General features: G+C 72.9%; 13 protein-coding genes. 6 read left to right on the forward strand and 7 right to left on the reverse strand.

Annotated elements, in window-relative coordinates; genetic code table 11:
* Nucleotides 1-102: 102 nt before the first annotated feature.
* The 3 genes from ACIBIW_RS28605 to ACIBIW_RS28615 form a co-directional block, all read right to left on the reverse strand.
* A complete protein-coding gene (locus ACIBIW_RS28605; RefSeq protein ID WP_399340031.1) occupies nucleotides 103-1,854 on the reverse strand; it encodes an ABC transporter permease in 1,752 nt (583 codons plus the stop codon).
* 4 nt (nucleotides 1,855-1,858) lie between these two features.
* On the reverse strand, nucleotides 1,859-2,953 hold the full coding sequence (locus tag ACIBIW_RS28610; RefSeq protein ID WP_399340032.1) for an ABC transporter substrate-binding protein: 1,095 nt from the start codon (nucleotides 2,951-2,953) through the stop codon (nucleotides 1,859-1,861).
* A 217-nt stretch (nucleotides 2,954-3,170) separates the two neighbouring features.
* Complete coding sequence (locus ACIBIW_RS28615; RefSeq protein WP_399340033.1) at nucleotides 3,171-3,746, reverse strand: CGNR zinc finger domain-containing protein; 576 nt, start codon at nucleotides 3,744-3,746, stop codon at nucleotides 3,171-3,173.
* A gap of 103 nt (nucleotides 3,747-3,849) precedes the next feature.
* Here ACIBIW_RS28615 and ACIBIW_RS28620 point away from each other — a divergent pair, with 103 nt between their 5' ends.
* Together ACIBIW_RS28620 and ACIBIW_RS28625 are read left to right on the forward strand one after the other, a co-directional pair.
* Nucleotides 3,850-5,031: an epoxide hydrolase family protein gene (locus ACIBIW_RS28620; protein ID WP_399340035.1), complete on the forward strand. Its 1,182-nt coding sequence runs from the start codon at nucleotides 3,850-3,852 to the stop codon at nucleotides 5,029-5,031.
* Between the two features lie 65 nt (nucleotides 5,032-5,096).
* A complete protein-coding gene (locus ACIBIW_RS28625) occupies nucleotides 5,097-5,609 on the forward strand; it encodes a DUF3995 domain-containing protein (RefSeq protein ID WP_399340036.1) in 513 nt (170 codons plus the stop codon).
* A 61-nt stretch (nucleotides 5,610-5,670) separates the two neighbouring features.
* On the opposite strand, the gene ACIBIW_RS28630 is transcribed toward ACIBIW_RS28625, so the two are convergent.
* The 4 genes from ACIBIW_RS28630 to ACIBIW_RS28645 form a co-directional block, all read right to left on the reverse strand.
* The gene (locus tag ACIBIW_RS28630) at nucleotides 5,671-6,840 is read right to left on the reverse strand and encodes a diguanylate cyclase domain-containing protein (protein ID WP_399340038.1); all 1,170 of its coding nucleotides are present in this window, start codon (nucleotides 6,838-6,840) and stop codon (nucleotides 5,671-5,673) included.
* Nucleotides 6,841-6,951: 111 nt separating this feature from the next.
* Complete coding sequence (locus tag ACIBIW_RS28635; RefSeq protein WP_399340040.1) at nucleotides 6,952-7,824, reverse strand: enoyl-CoA hydratase/isomerase family protein; 873 nt, start codon at nucleotides 7,822-7,824, stop codon at nucleotides 6,952-6,954.
* A gap of 158 nt (nucleotides 7,825-7,982) precedes the next feature.
* Nucleotides 7,983-9,062 (reverse strand): adenylate/guanylate cyclase domain-containing protein, encoded by a 1,080-nt coding sequence (locus ACIBIW_RS28640; protein WP_399340280.1) that lies wholly within the window; start codon nucleotides 9,060-9,062, stop codon nucleotides 7,983-7,985.
* 779 nt (nucleotides 9,063-9,841) lie between these two features.
* Nucleotides 9,842-10,690 carry a biotin--[acetyl-CoA-carboxylase] ligase gene (locus ACIBIW_RS28645; protein WP_399340042.1) on the reverse strand — a complete coding sequence of 283 codons (849 nt, stop codon included), beginning with the start codon at nucleotides 10,688-10,690 and terminating at the stop codon, nucleotides 9,842-9,844.
* A 175-nt stretch (nucleotides 10,691-10,865) separates the two neighbouring features.
* Here ACIBIW_RS28645 and ACIBIW_RS28650 point away from each other — a divergent pair, with 175 nt between their 5' ends.
* The 4 genes from ACIBIW_RS28650 (at nucleotide 10,866) to ACIBIW_RS28665 (ending at nucleotide 13,720) form a co-directional block, all read left to right on the forward strand.
* A complete protein-coding gene (locus tag ACIBIW_RS28650) occupies nucleotides 10,866-12,488 on the forward strand; it encodes an acyl-CoA carboxylase subunit beta (RefSeq protein WP_399340043.1) in 1,623 nt (540 codons plus the stop codon).
* A 75-nt stretch (nucleotides 12,489-12,563) separates the two neighbouring features.
* Nucleotides 12,564-12,770 carry an acyl-CoA carboxylase subunit epsilon gene (locus ACIBIW_RS28655; protein ID WP_399340045.1) on the forward strand — a complete coding sequence of 69 codons (207 nt, stop codon included), beginning with the start codon at nucleotides 12,564-12,566 and terminating at the stop codon, nucleotides 12,768-12,770.
* Nucleotides 12,771-12,881: 111 nt separating this feature from the next.
* Nucleotides 12,882-13,010: a morphogenic membrane protein MmpB gene (gene mmpB / locus ACIBIW_RS28660; RefSeq protein WP_399340047.1), complete on the forward strand. Its 129-nt coding sequence runs from the start codon at nucleotides 12,882-12,884 to the stop codon at nucleotides 13,008-13,010.
* Between the two features lie 98 nt (nucleotides 13,011-13,108).
* Nucleotides 13,109-13,720 carry a nucleoside triphosphate pyrophosphatase gene (locus ACIBIW_RS28665; RefSeq protein WP_399340048.1) on the forward strand — a complete coding sequence of 204 codons (612 nt, stop codon included), beginning with the start codon at nucleotides 13,109-13,111 and terminating at the stop codon, nucleotides 13,718-13,720.
* Nucleotides 13,721-13,738: the final 18 nt, after the last annotated feature.

Below are 13,738 nucleotides of genomic sequence, written 5' to 3' on the forward strand. Positions count from 1 at the left end.
TCTGGAAAGGGACACAGGGAGAGGAGGCGGGAGGAGGCGGGAGGAGGCGCGGGGAGGGACACGGAAGGGGGGCGGGCGCCCGTCGGACGGCGGTCGGCCGCGTCAGATTTCGAGGCTCCGGCCTCGTCGGGCGTTGAACCAGATGAGGCCGCCCATGACGACGAGCAGCACCCCGACCCAGAGCACACCGATGGTGGCGACCTGTGTGGTCTGGCCGTTGGTCCACAACTGGTACATCTCGACGGACATGGTTTCCTGCCCTGGCGCGGCGAGCATGACGGCCATCGCGAGTTCCTTGCTCGCCATCAGGAAGACGAAGACGGCGCCCGACACCAGCGAGGGGCGGACCAGCGGGAGGACGACCCTGCGGAAGGTGGTCCAGCGCGGCGCGCCGCTGATGTCCGCGGCCTCTTCGAGGCTCGCGTGGATCTGGAGCATGCCCGCGGAGGCGTAGCGGACGCCGTAGGGCATATAGCGGACCGCGTAGCCGATCATCAGGATCGTCAGGGTGCCGTAGATCGGGAGCGGGACGTTCAGATAGAACGCGACCAGCGAGAACCCGAGGATCGCGCCGGGGATGACCAGCGGCATCATCGCCAGTTGCTCGAAGACCCAGCCGCCGGAGACTCTGACCCGCAGGTGCAGCCAGATGCCGACGGCCGAGATCGCCATGATCGCGACGGCGGCCACCGCGCCGACGATGACGGTGTGCTCCACCGACGGCAGGAAGGACTTGAGGCCGAGCACATGCGCGTAGTTGCTGCCGGTGAGCAGCTTGAGCTTGCTCCAGCTCGGCGCGGAGTAGTACGGGACGAGCGAGGCCCACAGGATGATCCCGACCGGGGCGATGAGCGCCACCACGCCGTAGACGGCGATCGCCGCGGTGCCGAGCCACCGCCTGGCCCCCAGGTCGGCCCTGCGCGGCCTGGTCAGCTTGCCGCCGATCCCGGCGAACGCGGCGGCGCGCCTGTTGACGCGGTGGGTCAGGTAGAGGAGGACGACGACCCCGAGCATGAGGACGATCGCGTAGGCGCCCGCCATCCCGTAGTCGGGCGGGAAGCCCTGGGTGTCGAGGAAGATCGACGTGGTCATGACACGTACACGTCCCGGCAGGCCGATCAGGGCCGGGATCTCGAACGCCTCCAGTGTGCGGACGAAGATCAGCAGGGCCACCCCCACGACCGCGGGCATCGCGAGCGGGCCCGTCACCTTCCTGAAGACCTGGAAGGTGCTCGCGCCGGAGACGGCCGCGGACTCCTCAAGGGAGGCGTCCTGGGTGCGCAGGACCGCGCCGAGGAAGAGGAAGGCGAGCGGGGCGCCGATCAGGCCCTCGACCAGGATCATCGCCGTGAGGCTGTGGGCGTCGATCAGATGGCCGACCCCGAGCAGTGTCCGCCCTGCCGAGTTCACCGGGCCGTCGGGCCCGAGGAGCATGATCCAGGCGATGGAGTAGAGGATGTACGGGATCGCCAGCGAGAGCAGCATCACCACCCGGCACAGCGCGGCGCCCGGGGCGTTGGTCCGCTCGACCACCCAGGCCAGTACGCCGCCGATCACCAGCGCGACCGCCGTGGCCCCCGCGGTACTGATCAGCGTGTTCCTGACAACGGTCAGCAGTTCGTTCTGGCCGAAGAGGTCGGTGTAGTTCGCCAGGGTCGCGGCGCCCGGCTCGCCGAGCGGCGTCGTGCTCGTGAAGCTCCGTACGATCACGCTGTACAGCGAGGGCAGGACCAGCACGGCCACCAGCAGGCAGAGCAGGATCAGCGGTATCCGGCCACCGCCGGCGGCCGGCTTCCCCGCCTCGGCCGTGACGGGTGCGGTCGGCCGCGTCGTCTCACGCGTTGCGAGGGCCATCGCGTCACCCGACGAAGTTCTGCTTGTAGATCTCGGACCACTGGGTGGTCTGCTTGAAGGTCGTGTCCGGGTCCATGTACTGGGCCTTGAAGCCGCCCTTCTCGGGCTTCAGCTTCGGCACCTCGGCGTCGACCCCGGGCTTGCCGGGAATGCCGCCACCGGCCTGGATGATCTTCTGTCCCGCCTCGCTGAACATGAAGTCGAGGAAGAGCATGGCGGCGTTCGGGTGCGGGGGCTGCTTCACGAGGGAGATCCGGGAGAGCTGCGCCGTCACCGGGTTGAGCGGTACCCAGTCGACGGGGGCTCCCTTGGCCTTGCTCACCTCGACCTGGTCGTTGAAGACTTCGAGCGCGATCGGCTGCTGTCCGCTGACGACCTGGTCGATCACCGCGCGGCCCGAGGAGTCCAGGTTGGCGATCTTCTGTCCGGCGAGCTTGTGGATATAGGCGTCGGCCTTGGTCTTGCCCCAGGCGTCGATGAGGTTGCCGAGGAAGAGCGGCCCGCCCGAGGTGTCGCTGGTGCTCCAGGCCATCTTGCCCTTCCAGCGCGGGTCGAGCAGGTCCTCGTAGGTCTTGGGCGCCTCGCTCGGCTTGACGCTCTTCGTGTTGTACGCGAGCGCCATGAAGTACTGGAGTTCGGTGCCCCAGTAGCCGTCGGACGCCTTGAGGTCGGCGGGGTAGTCGGCGAGCTGCGGCGACTTGAAGGGCTGGAGGACCCCGGCCTCCTTCAGCAGCGACGACGTCCCGGTGCCGTCGACGAGGTCGACCTTGTAGCGGCGGGACTTGTACTCCTGGACGGTCTTCTGGGCGACGTCCGTGGAGTTGCCGCGGTAGTAGTCGACCTTGATGTACGGGTACTTCGCCTCGAACGCCTTGACCAGCGGTTCCACGAGCTGGTCGGGGATCATCGTGGTGTACCAGAGGAGGTGCTTCTCCTTCTTGGCACCGGCCGTGAGCGCCTTCGTGCGGTCGGACCCGGTCTGCATGGCGATCTTCGCGCTGTCCCCGGAGTTACCCGTTCCGCCGGCGCCGCCGCATCCGGCGAGAGCGAGGGTGGCCATCGCGACGCCCGCCGCCGTGACTCTCGATCGATACTTCATCCATCGGCTCCTCATCGTTGGTGACCACGTCAGGGCCCACGTGTGAGTGGCGTCACGGACCGTAGCTCACTTTGGTATAACCATTCAATGGAATGGCATGGATTTACCTTTTGCATATTCAAGGTGACGTACCGGCCACATCCATGGGCAGCACTCCTGGGCGCCCCCACGGCTGTGTGCGGACGCGAACATCGGCACCGCGCCCCACAGGTCGGTTTCACGCCACCGAGTTAGGCTCTTCGCGCCGGTTGGCGAGGAAGCGCGCCTTCTTCTGGCGATTCCCGCACGTACCCATGTCGCACCATTTGCGAGTGCGACTCCGACTGGTGTCGAAGAAGGCGGCCCGGCAGGTCGGCGAGGCACACAGGGCCAGCCTTCCGTCCCGCTCGCCCGCGAGGACGGCGATCGCGTCGGCGGCGATCACACCGAGGGCGTCCTCCACTCCGGAAGCCGACCCGAGCCGCCACCGCCGCTCGCCCTCGGGCGTCAGGAGCGCCGCGGCCCGCCCCTCGGCGCTGCGGTCGTTGATGACGCGGACGGCGGAGGCGGGCAGCGCTTCCCCCATCGCGGCCGCCGTCGCGGCGGCATGGATGGACTCCCTCAGCTCCCGGGCGAGATCGAGCTGGGCCGGGGTGCAGGAGTCCACGGCGAGGCCGTTCACCGCCAGCCAGTCGACGAGCCGCCGCGGCGCCGGGATGCGCTCCACGGCGTTGCCGTGACGCTCCGAAAGGGTCCCCGTGAAGCTCGTCGCCAGCACGCTGCCGAGGCGGAAGTCGGGGAACGCGGTGCGCATGGAACCACCTTAGCCGGTTGCAAGGCGGCTCTGGGAGCTGCTAGAACCGTCTTAGCCGGTTCACGGCAGGTCGTGGCCGGTCCCGCGAAGGCCAGGAGGTCCCATGCCAGGTCCGACCAGCGACGTACAGGACGTACAGGAGTTCGAAGCTCACGCCACGGACGCCGACCTCGACGAGCTGCGCGCGCGACTGGCGGCGGCGCGGCTGCCGGAGGCCGAGACGGTCCGTGGCGCCGCGCCCGGCCCCCGCCGGTGGGAACAGGGCGTTCCGCTCGCCGACCTCGTCGACCTCGTGCACTACTGGCGCACCGCGTACGACTGGCGGTCGTTCGAAGCGCGGCTCAACCGGATCGGCCAGTTCCGTACGACCATTGACGACTTGGGAATCCACTTCCTGCACCGCCGTTCCGCGCGCGCGGACGCCACTCCCCTGGTCCTGACGCACGGCTGGCCGGACAGCGTCGCCCGGTTCGTGGACGTGGTGGACGAGCTGGCAGATCCGAAGGACGCGGACGCACCGGCGTTCCACGTCGTGGTCCCCTCGCTGCCGGGCTTCGGCTACAGCGACAGGCCGACCACCACCGGGTGGGGGACCGAGAAGATCGCGGCCGCCTGGGTGGAGCTGATGGGAAGGCTCGGCTACCACAGGTTCGCAGCCCACGGCGGCGACTGGGGAGGCAATATCACCACGGTCCTCGGCGGCAGGTTCCCGGCGCACGTCCTCGGCATCCACACGACGTTCGCCGAGGGGCCGCCCGGGCTGACGACGGACGGGCTGACGCCGGTCGAGCGCGAATGGGTCGAGGAGACCCGCCGTTTCTGGAGTCACCGCGCGGCCTACGCGAAACAGCAGGCGACCCGCCCGCAGACCATCGGCTATGCGCTCGTCGACTCGCCGGTCGGGCTACTCGCCTGGATACTCGACAAGTTCGCCGAGTGGTCGGACACCGGGGACAGCCCGTTCGAGACGATGTCCAGGGACCGCGTTCTCGACGACGTCACCCTGTACTGGCTGACGCGGACCGGCGCGTCGGCGGCCCGTATCTACTACGAGAGCCACAACGCACTGGACCCGGAACTCCGGGTCGACGTCCCGTCCGCCATCAGCGCCTATCCCCACGACACCGAGAAGTGCCCGCGCCCCTGGGCACGGGAGCGGTACCGGCGGATCGTCCGGTGGAGCGTGGCAGAGGCCGGGGGCCATTTCCCGTCGCTCGAAGTGCCCGGGTATTTCGTCAAAGACCTGCGAGAGGGGCTCGCGGCGGTACTGGCGGCCGCCCGGTGAACGCGGCCGGGAGCCGACCGGACACCGCTTTCCGGGAAAGTTCCCCTCTTGCCATAATCACCGGCGTGCACCATGACCGTTCCGACCATGCCGACCGGCCCTTTCGTTCTGACTGGCCCGCGTACGCCGCCTTCTGGGTCGGGCTGCTCTACGCGGCCGTCAGCGCGTACTGGGGGGCGGGCGGCACCGCGGGGCTCGGGACCGTCGGCGGTGAGATCGCCAGGTCGGCGCGGGAACGCGACCCGGGGATGTTCGTGGTGCTGTGGCTCACCGTCGGGCTGAAAATCGTCGGCGCCCTGCTGGGCCCCGCGCTCGTGCCCCACCGGCGGCTGCGACGGCTGCCGCGCCGTCCCGTGCTGGTCCTCTCCTGGGTCGCCGCCGCCGTACTCACCCTGTACGGAGGCGCGTTGGTCGTCGGGCAGGCGCTGGTGAAGGCGGGGGCCGTGGCGGCGTCGGCCGACATGGACCGGAGGGCCTTCGACTGGCACCTGTTCCTGTGGGACCCGTGGTTCCTCGTCTGGGGCCTGCTGCTGGGCGCGGCGGTCCTGCGCACCCGCGGAGCGCGGCCGAAGCCGTGAGGTGAACGGGCCGCGGGGCGGGGCGGGTTGATGCCGGGGTTCCGCGTCGGCCGACGTGGCCTCAGATGCGGCGCCCCCGTACATGGCGGCGGTCCGTGGGGCTCTGGGCGGGGGCGTCCGCGAGCCTGAGCACCGGGTCGTCGGGGCCCTCGCGGCCCGCGACGACCGGGCCCGTGGCGCGGGCCGCCTTCGCGCGGTACTGGGCCGCGTCCGCGAGCCTGAACAGCCGCCTCGCCGACCTGAGCGGGCCGATCGGATCGTCCGTGGACGCCACCCCGCAGGCCACACCGTCGCCGATGCGCAGTTCGAGCGCGCGGCGGCAGACCTCGGCCGCGACCCGCACCACGTCGTCCGCGGGCGGCCCCACCGCGAGCAGACAGAACTCGTCCCCGCCGAGCCGCGCCACCAGCGCCCCCGGCAGCCGGGCGCCGCACACCGAGAGCACCGTGCCGAAGCGCTCAAGCAGGCGGTCGCCCGCCGCGTGGCCCTGGCTGTCGTTGACCCGCTTGAGGCCGTTGAGGTCGCAGACCGCGAGGCTGACCACGGCGCCCTCCGCACGGTGCCGCTCCACCGCCTCGTCGAGCCGCATGTCGACCGCGCGGCGGTTGGCAAGCCCGGTCAGCGGGTCGGTGAACGCCAGCCGCCTGGCCTCCTCAAGCCGCTCCGTCTGGGCGAGGCCCGCCGCGACCACGCTGGCGAGCACCGTCGCGAACGCCGCCTCCCGGTGGTCGAAGACGGGGGCGCCGACCGGGCGCGCCACATACAGCTCGCCCCACGCCCGGCGGTCGAGCACGATCGGCGCCACCACACAGCAGCCGCGCCCCCTGCGGCGCAGCGCCGCGGTCCTGGCCAGGGCCGCGGCGCGCGGGGCGCCCGGGTGGCAGTAGCCCGCCAGGCCCTCGGGCACGGCGTCGGCGGTGGCCACCCAGGCGCCGGGGGCGCCGCCACCGGCCCAGCGGTCGTGCAGGAACTCGGTGATCTCGGGGAAATCGTCGACCGGATACGCCTCGTCCTCGGGGAACGCGCTCTCCTCGCCCGCGTACTCGCCGACGTTCGCCAGCACCCGCAGCCGGCCGCGCTCGCGCTCCCACACCGAGAGCGCGGCGAAGGACGCGGAGAGCGCCCGGCGCGCGCCGTCCGCCGCCGCGCTCCAGGACTCACGCGGTGTCGACGCGGCGGCCATGCCCCGCGCAAGCTCCACCACGGCCCGCAGCCGCACGTCCTCGCCCATTGGTCCAGATTATGGAGATACGTTCGGCTCGCGCGCCGGGGCGCACACTCCGGCACACACCGGGCACGGCTCCCCGGAGGCACCGGGAGGCACCGGGAGGGGCGGCGGGGGCTAGAGCCCGGGCCAGCGGGGCGCCCGCTTCTCGTTGAAGGCGGCCACGCCCTCCGCCCGGTCGCCCGAGAAGGCCACCGTGCGCCAGGCCGCGTCCTCGATGTCGAGCCCGGTGCGCAGGTCGAGGCCGTGCCCGAGGCGCAGCGCCCGCTTCGCGGCGCGCAGCCCGACAGGCGAGTTCGCGGCGATCCTGGCGGCCAGCGCCAGCGCCTCCGCGCGGTCCTCGCCCTCCGGTACGAGGATGTCGACGAGGCCCTTCTCCGCGGCCTCGGCGGCGGGCACCCGGGCCGCCGTGAAGATCAGCTCGGCGGCGCGCGCCGCGCCCACCCTGCGGGGCAGCAACTGCGTACCGCCGCCGCCCGGCACCACCCCCACCGACACCTCGGGCAGCCCCACCACGGCGGTGGCGTCGGCCAGGATCAGATCGCAGGAGAGGGCCAGCTCGTAGCCGCCGCCGAGGGCGAAGCCGTGCACGGCGGCCACGGTGGGCATCGGCAGTTCGAGCACGGCGGTGTAGGCGGCTCGGGTGACGGGGCGCTGGCGGCCCAGCTCGGCGTCGCCGAGGGAGCCCCGCTCCTTCAGGTCGGCGCCGACACAGAACGCCCGCTCGTGCGTGGAGGTCAGCACCGTGGCCCTGACGTCCGCGCCGTCCCCTCCGTCCGCGCCCGCGAGCGCCGCACACGCGGCGGTCAGGGAGCGCGCCACCTCGGTGGAGATGGCGTTCATGGCCGCGGGCCTGTCCAGCACCAGCTCGGCCACATGCCCCTCGCGCCGCACGCGGACGAAGTCGCCGTACCGCGTCTCGGCCGTCCGGCCCGTCCCGCCGGTCCCGTCCGTCCTGCCGGTCTCGCCCGTCTCGTCCGTCTCGCCCATGGCCCGTGCCTCCCTGGCTCCCGGTGTCACACGTCCCCGCGTCCCTGCCCGCACGCCACACGGCGCACACGCGGCGGACACCGTCCCGGATCATCCCAGCGGCAGCGGGGCACCGGGCTCCGGGGGGGCGGGGCCGCGGTTGCGCGGGGGCGCCGGGGTCAGCCGCGGCGGGTGAGGAGCCAGGGCTCCACCACGCCGAGCCCCCGCACCGGGCGCTGCCACATCGGCTGGAGCGCGAAGCGGTACACCGGCGGCTCCCGGCCCTCCTTCTCCGCCTCGGCCTCGGCGCGCGCCGCCTCCTCCTCGGACTCGGGGGCCTGGCCCGTCCTGGTCAGCTCGGCGGCGAAGGCGCCGTCCACCAGGACCGCGTCCCGGGGCGCGATCGAGGTGAGGCGGCTTGCCAGGTTGACCGTGGTGCCGAAGACATCGCCCATCCGGGTGGTGACGGTGCCGAAGGCGATGCCGACCCGCAGCTCCGGCATCGTCTGGTCGTTCGCCATGGTCTCTATCAGCAGCAGCGCGATGTCCGCCGCCGTACCGGCGTCGTCGGCCGCGTACAGGACCTCGTCGCCGAGGGTCTTGATCAGCCGCCCGCCGCGGGCCGCGACCAGGTCGGCCGCGGTCGTCTCGAACGCCTCGACCAGCTCGCCCAGCTCCTCCTCCTCCATCCGGCGGGTCAGCCGGGTGAAGCCCACGAGGTCGGCGAAGCCGACGGCCAGCCTGCGGTCGACCATCTCGTCGTCGTCGGCGGCCTGCACCACCCGCCCGGTGGCCGCCGCGAGCTGCCGCCGCCACACGTAGACGAGGAACTCCTCAAGCTCCGGCAGCAACAGCTCGACCAGCGGATACGTGACCTCGGTACGGGTCATGCCGGGCTCGGGCGGCTCGGTGAGACCTTCGAGGAACGAGTCGATCTGCCACTCGGCGAGCCGCGCGGTGGTCTGCCCCGTGGAGCGCGCCACCTGCACCGCCATCGCCTCGCTGAGCAGCCCGGCCTCCACGAGGCCCGCGAGCCGCCGCAGCGCCAGTACGTCCGCCTCGGTCAGCGCCCTGGCCTGGCCGATGTCGGCGAAGCCCATGGCGCGCCAGAAGCGGGACGCCAGCTCCATCGAGACCCCGGCGCTGCGGGCCGCCTGGAAGGGCGTGTAACGGCGCTCGGCGCCCAGGATGAGCCCTTCGAGGCGCAGCGCCAGGGGGTCGTCGCCCTCCTCGGGGTCGCCCGCGCCCGGCCCGTCGATCCGGTCGGCGGCGGGCTCACCCGCGTGACCGCCCCCGTGCCCACCGGTCGGCGCGGGGCGCCGGGAGGCACCGGGGGACGGGGTCGCACCGGGGGACGGAGCCGTGCCCGGGGCCGGGTCCGGGGTCTCACCGGGAGACGGGGCGTCATCGGGGGCCGGGGTTTCACCGGAGGGATCGGCCTCGCCAGGAGACGGGGTCTCACCGGGGGCCGGGGTTTCACCGGAAGGCGCGGCTTCGCCGGGAGACGGGGTCTCACCGGGCTCCCGCCCCCGCGGCGTGAAACCGCCCGGATCAGGGCCCTCCGCTTCGCCGTCGCGCGGCGCCGGGCGCTCCCCGCCCCGGCCCTCGCCACCGGCCCCCACGGGACCTTCGGGGGTCCCCCGCCCGTCGCCGGGTACGGGGGTTCCCGCGCCCGAGCCCGAGTCGTCGACGGTCACGCCAGTTGCCCTTCCGATCTGCCGGGGTGGGGGGTGGTGCTGGAGCCCCAACCCTACTGAGACACCTCCGGGGGTCGGCGACGGACCCGCGTCCTACCTGCTCTTTCCGGCCGCGCCCCCGCTGCGTGGCCACCCGGCCGCACCGGGCCGCCGCCCGGGAGCCGCCCGGGAAATACAGTACGACAGGTGTGCCCTGGGTCACTTCCGCGTCGGCGCAAGGCCACCCGTAACTCCCACGGGCCCCCCTCCCTCCGAGGGGGCGCACCCCGCCCGCACGGGCCATGCGGGCATGCCGAAACCGCGCCCCGGCCGCCGCCGGGAGCCGCGCGGGCGGGGCGTGACTACTCGGCGGCGCCGCGCAGATGCACGATGTCGCCCGCCGACACCGGCTGCTGCACCCCGTCCGCGGTGGCCAGAACCAGTCGCCCCTCGCCGTCGAGCGCGACGGCCTCCCCGGTCGTCGAGCCGCCGCCGGGCAGTTCGGCGCGCACGGTGCGGCCGAGGGTGGCGCAGCCCGCCGCGTACGTCTCCTGGAGCCGGGAGACCGCCGCGTCGCCGTCGGCCGCGCCCCAGTCCCCGTACCAGTCCTCGACCGCGCGCAGCACGGCACGCAGCAGCACCTCGCGGTCGGTGGCGCGGGCCCCGGCGAGGGCGAGGGAACCTGCGGTGGGCACGGGCAGTTCGGCCTCGCGCAGGGTCACGTTGAGCCCGATGCCGACGATGACGGCGTCCCCCGCGCGCTCGGCGAGGATGCCGCCGGTCTTGCGCTCCTCGCCCCCGATAGTCACCAGGATGTCGTTGGGCCACTTCAGCGCGGTGTCCACGCCCGCCTCCCTGGAGAGCGCGGAGGCGGTCGCGACCCCGGCGAGCAGCGGGAGCCAGCCCCAGTGCCGCTCCGGCACGTCGGGCCTGAGCAGCACCGAGAAGAAGAGCCCGGAGCGCGGGGGCGCCGTCCACTGCCGGTCGAGCCTGCCGCGGCCCGCGGTCTGCTCCTCGGCCACGAGGACGGCGCCCTCCGGCAGGTCCGCGGCGCGTGCCCTGAGGTCGGAGTTGGTGGACCCGGTGGCGGTGACCACGTCGAGGGAGGTCCACAGCGCGCCGGGCCGCACCAGCGCGCGGCGCAGCGAGTCGGCGTGGAGCGGCGGCCGGTCGAGGTCGGACCAGCGGCTTCCGGAAGGATCGGACGTCATGGTCGCCACCCTAGGTCGGAAATTGCCCCCGCCCCAGGGCCCCCGACGTCCGTCGGGCGGCCGTGTGGTCAACACCGCACCGCCGGGCAGAAGGGGCGCCGATACCCTACGTTCGAGTAACCGCCCGTCCCGCACGTTCCAGCAGTCACGCCCGCCCGCAGGGAGCCGCGCCACGATGTCCGAGCAGTCCCAGCAGCAGCAAGACCCCGCCGAGCCCGCCCAGCCGCCCGCGGCGCACACCACGGCGGGCAGGCTCGACGACCTGCGCCGCCGTATCGACGAGGCGGTGCACGCCGGTTCTGCGCGCGCGGTGGAGAAGCAGCACGCCAAGGGGAAACTGACGGCGCGTGAGCGGGTGCTGATGCTGCTCGACGAGGACTCCTTCGTGGAACTCGACGAGTTCGCCAGGCACCGCTCGACCAACTTCGGCCTCGACGCCAACCGCCCGTACGGCGACGGCGTGGTGACCGGGTACGGCACCGTCGACGGCCGCCCCGTCGCGGTGTTCTCGCAGGACTTCACCGTGTTCGGCGGGGCGCTCGGCGAGGTGTACGGGCAGAAGATCATCAAGGTGATGGACTTCGCGCTGAAGACCGGCTGCCCCGTCATCGGCATCAACGACTCGGGCGGCGCCCGCATCCAGGAGGGCGTCAGCGCGCTCGGGATGTACGGCGAGATCTTCCGCCGCAACACCCACGCCTCCGGGGTGATCCCCCAGATCAGCCTGGTCGTCGGGCCCTGCGCGGGCGGCGCGGTGTACTCCCCCGCGATCACCGACTTCACCGTGATGGTGGACCAGACCTCGCACATGTTCATCACGGGCCCCGACGTCATCAAGACGGTGACGGGCGAGGACGTCGGCTTCGAGGAACTGGGCGGCGCCCGCACCCACAACGCCACCTCGGGCGTGGCCCACCACATGGCGGGCGGCGAGAAGGACGCCGTCGAGTACGTGAAGTCGCTGCTGTCCTACCTGCCGTCGAACAACCTCAGCGACCCGCCCGCCTTCCCCGAGGAGGCCGACCTCGCCGTCACCGACGAGGACCGCGAACTCGACACGCTGGTGCCGGACAGCGCGGGACAGCCATACGACATGCACACCGTCGTCGAACACATCCTGGACGACGCCGAGTTCTTCGAGACCCAGCCGCTGTTCGCGCCGAACATCCTCACCGGCTTCGGCCGGGTCGAGGGCCACCCGGTGGGCATCGTCGCCAACCAGCCCCTCCAGTTCGCCGGCTGCCTCGACATCGCCGCGAGCGAGAAGGCCGCCCGCTTCGTGCGGACCTGCGACGCGTTCAACGTGCCGGTGCTCACCTTCGTCGACGTGCCAGGATTCCTGCCCGGAGTGGATCAGGAGCACTCCGGGATCATCAGGCGCGGCGCCAAGCTGATCTACGCGTACGCGGAGGCGACGGTGCCGCTGATCACCGTGATCACCCGCAAGGCGTTCGGCGGCGCGTACGACGTGATGGGCTCCAAGCACCTCGGCGCCGACCTCAACCTCGCCTGGCCCACCGCCCAGATCGCCGTCATGGGCGCCCAGGGCGCGGTGAACATCCTGCACCGCAGGACCATCGCGGGCACCCCCGAGGACGCGCGCGAGCCGCTGCGCGAACGGCTCATCCAGGAGTACGAGGACGCCCTGCTCAACCCCTACACGGCCGCAGAGCGCGGCTATGTCGACGCGGTGGTGCTGCCCTCCGACACCCGCCGCCATATCGTCCGCGGGCTGCGGCAGCTCCGCACCAAGCGGGAGAGCCTGCCGCCGAAGAAGCACGGGAACATTCCCCTGTAGCCGCCGCGCGCGCGTCCGTGGGCGCGGCGCGCGCGTCGCACGCGTTGCCGAGCGAGTTGCCGAGCGAGGAGCCGAGTGGTGATCAAGGTGGTGCGGGGCAATCCGACCCCGGAGGAGCTGGCGGCCGCGGTCACGGTGGTACGGGCCGCGGCGGCGCGGCGCGCTCCCGCGCGGGAGCGGGCCGCGGCGCCCGGCGCCTGGTCGGACCCGGCGCGCGTCGCCCGCGGCACCCTCCCGGCGCCCGGGCCGGGGGCCTGGGGGCGCACGTACTGGCCCGTGTGACACCCCGGCGCCGCCGGTGCGGGAGCGGGTGACGGCCGGTGCGCCGCCCGCGCCTCCAGATGAGTACGCGTACTCAGGCCAGGCGCGGCCGGGGGCCGCAGGATCGTAGGCATGCTGTGGTCGGACCCCGCGGACGAGCCGCCGCGCGAACTGCGAGACGCGCAGCGCAAACTGCGCCGCGGCGGGGTCCTGGTGGCCGTGTGCATGGTGCTGATGATGCTGTTGATCGGGGTGCTGTAGCCCGCCGCCCGATCGGTGCGGCGTGGCGTCCGATGGCGGACCGCACGGGGGTCCCGCGGTGGGCGGGTCGCCCGGACGGCAGGCCCTAAGCTGCGCGTATGAGTGAATCCCGGCGGCGCCTCGTGCTGGCCTCACAGTCCCCTGCCCGGCTCGGGCTGCTGCGGTCCGCGGGCTTCGCGCCCGAGGTCGTCGTCAGCGGCTTCGACGAGGACACGGTCAGCGCCCCGACCCCGGCGGAGCTGGCGCTGAAGCTCGCCGAGGCGAAGGCGTCCGTGGTGGCCGCGCGGCCCGACGTGGTACGCGGCGGCGCGCTCGTCGTCGGCTGCGACTCGGTGCTCGACATCGAGGGGCGGGCGTACGGCAAGCCCGCGGACGCGGAGGAGGCCACGGCACGCTGGAAGGCGATGCGGGGCCGCTCGGGCACGCTCCAGACCGGGCACTGCGTGTACGACACCGCGAGCGGACGGCACGCCCGCGCCACCGCGTCCACGGTGGTCCACTTCGGGGAGCCCACCGACGCGGAGATCGCCGCCTACGTCGCCTCCGGCGAACCCCTGCGGGTGGCGGGCGCGTTCACGCTCGACGGCCGCTCCGCCCCGTTCGTCGACGGCATCGAGGGCGACCACGGCAACGTCATCGGCCTGTCCCTGCCCCTGCTGCGCACCCTCCTGCGCGACCTGGGCGTCAGCGTCACGGAGCTGTGGGCCTGACCCCGCCCCTGGCGCGCC

The organism is Streptomyces sp. NPDC050560 (genome assembly GCF_044457285.1).
In the GTDB taxonomy this organism is placed as follows: domain Bacteria; phylum Actinomycetota; class Actinomycetes; order Streptomycetales; family Streptomycetaceae; genus Streptomyces.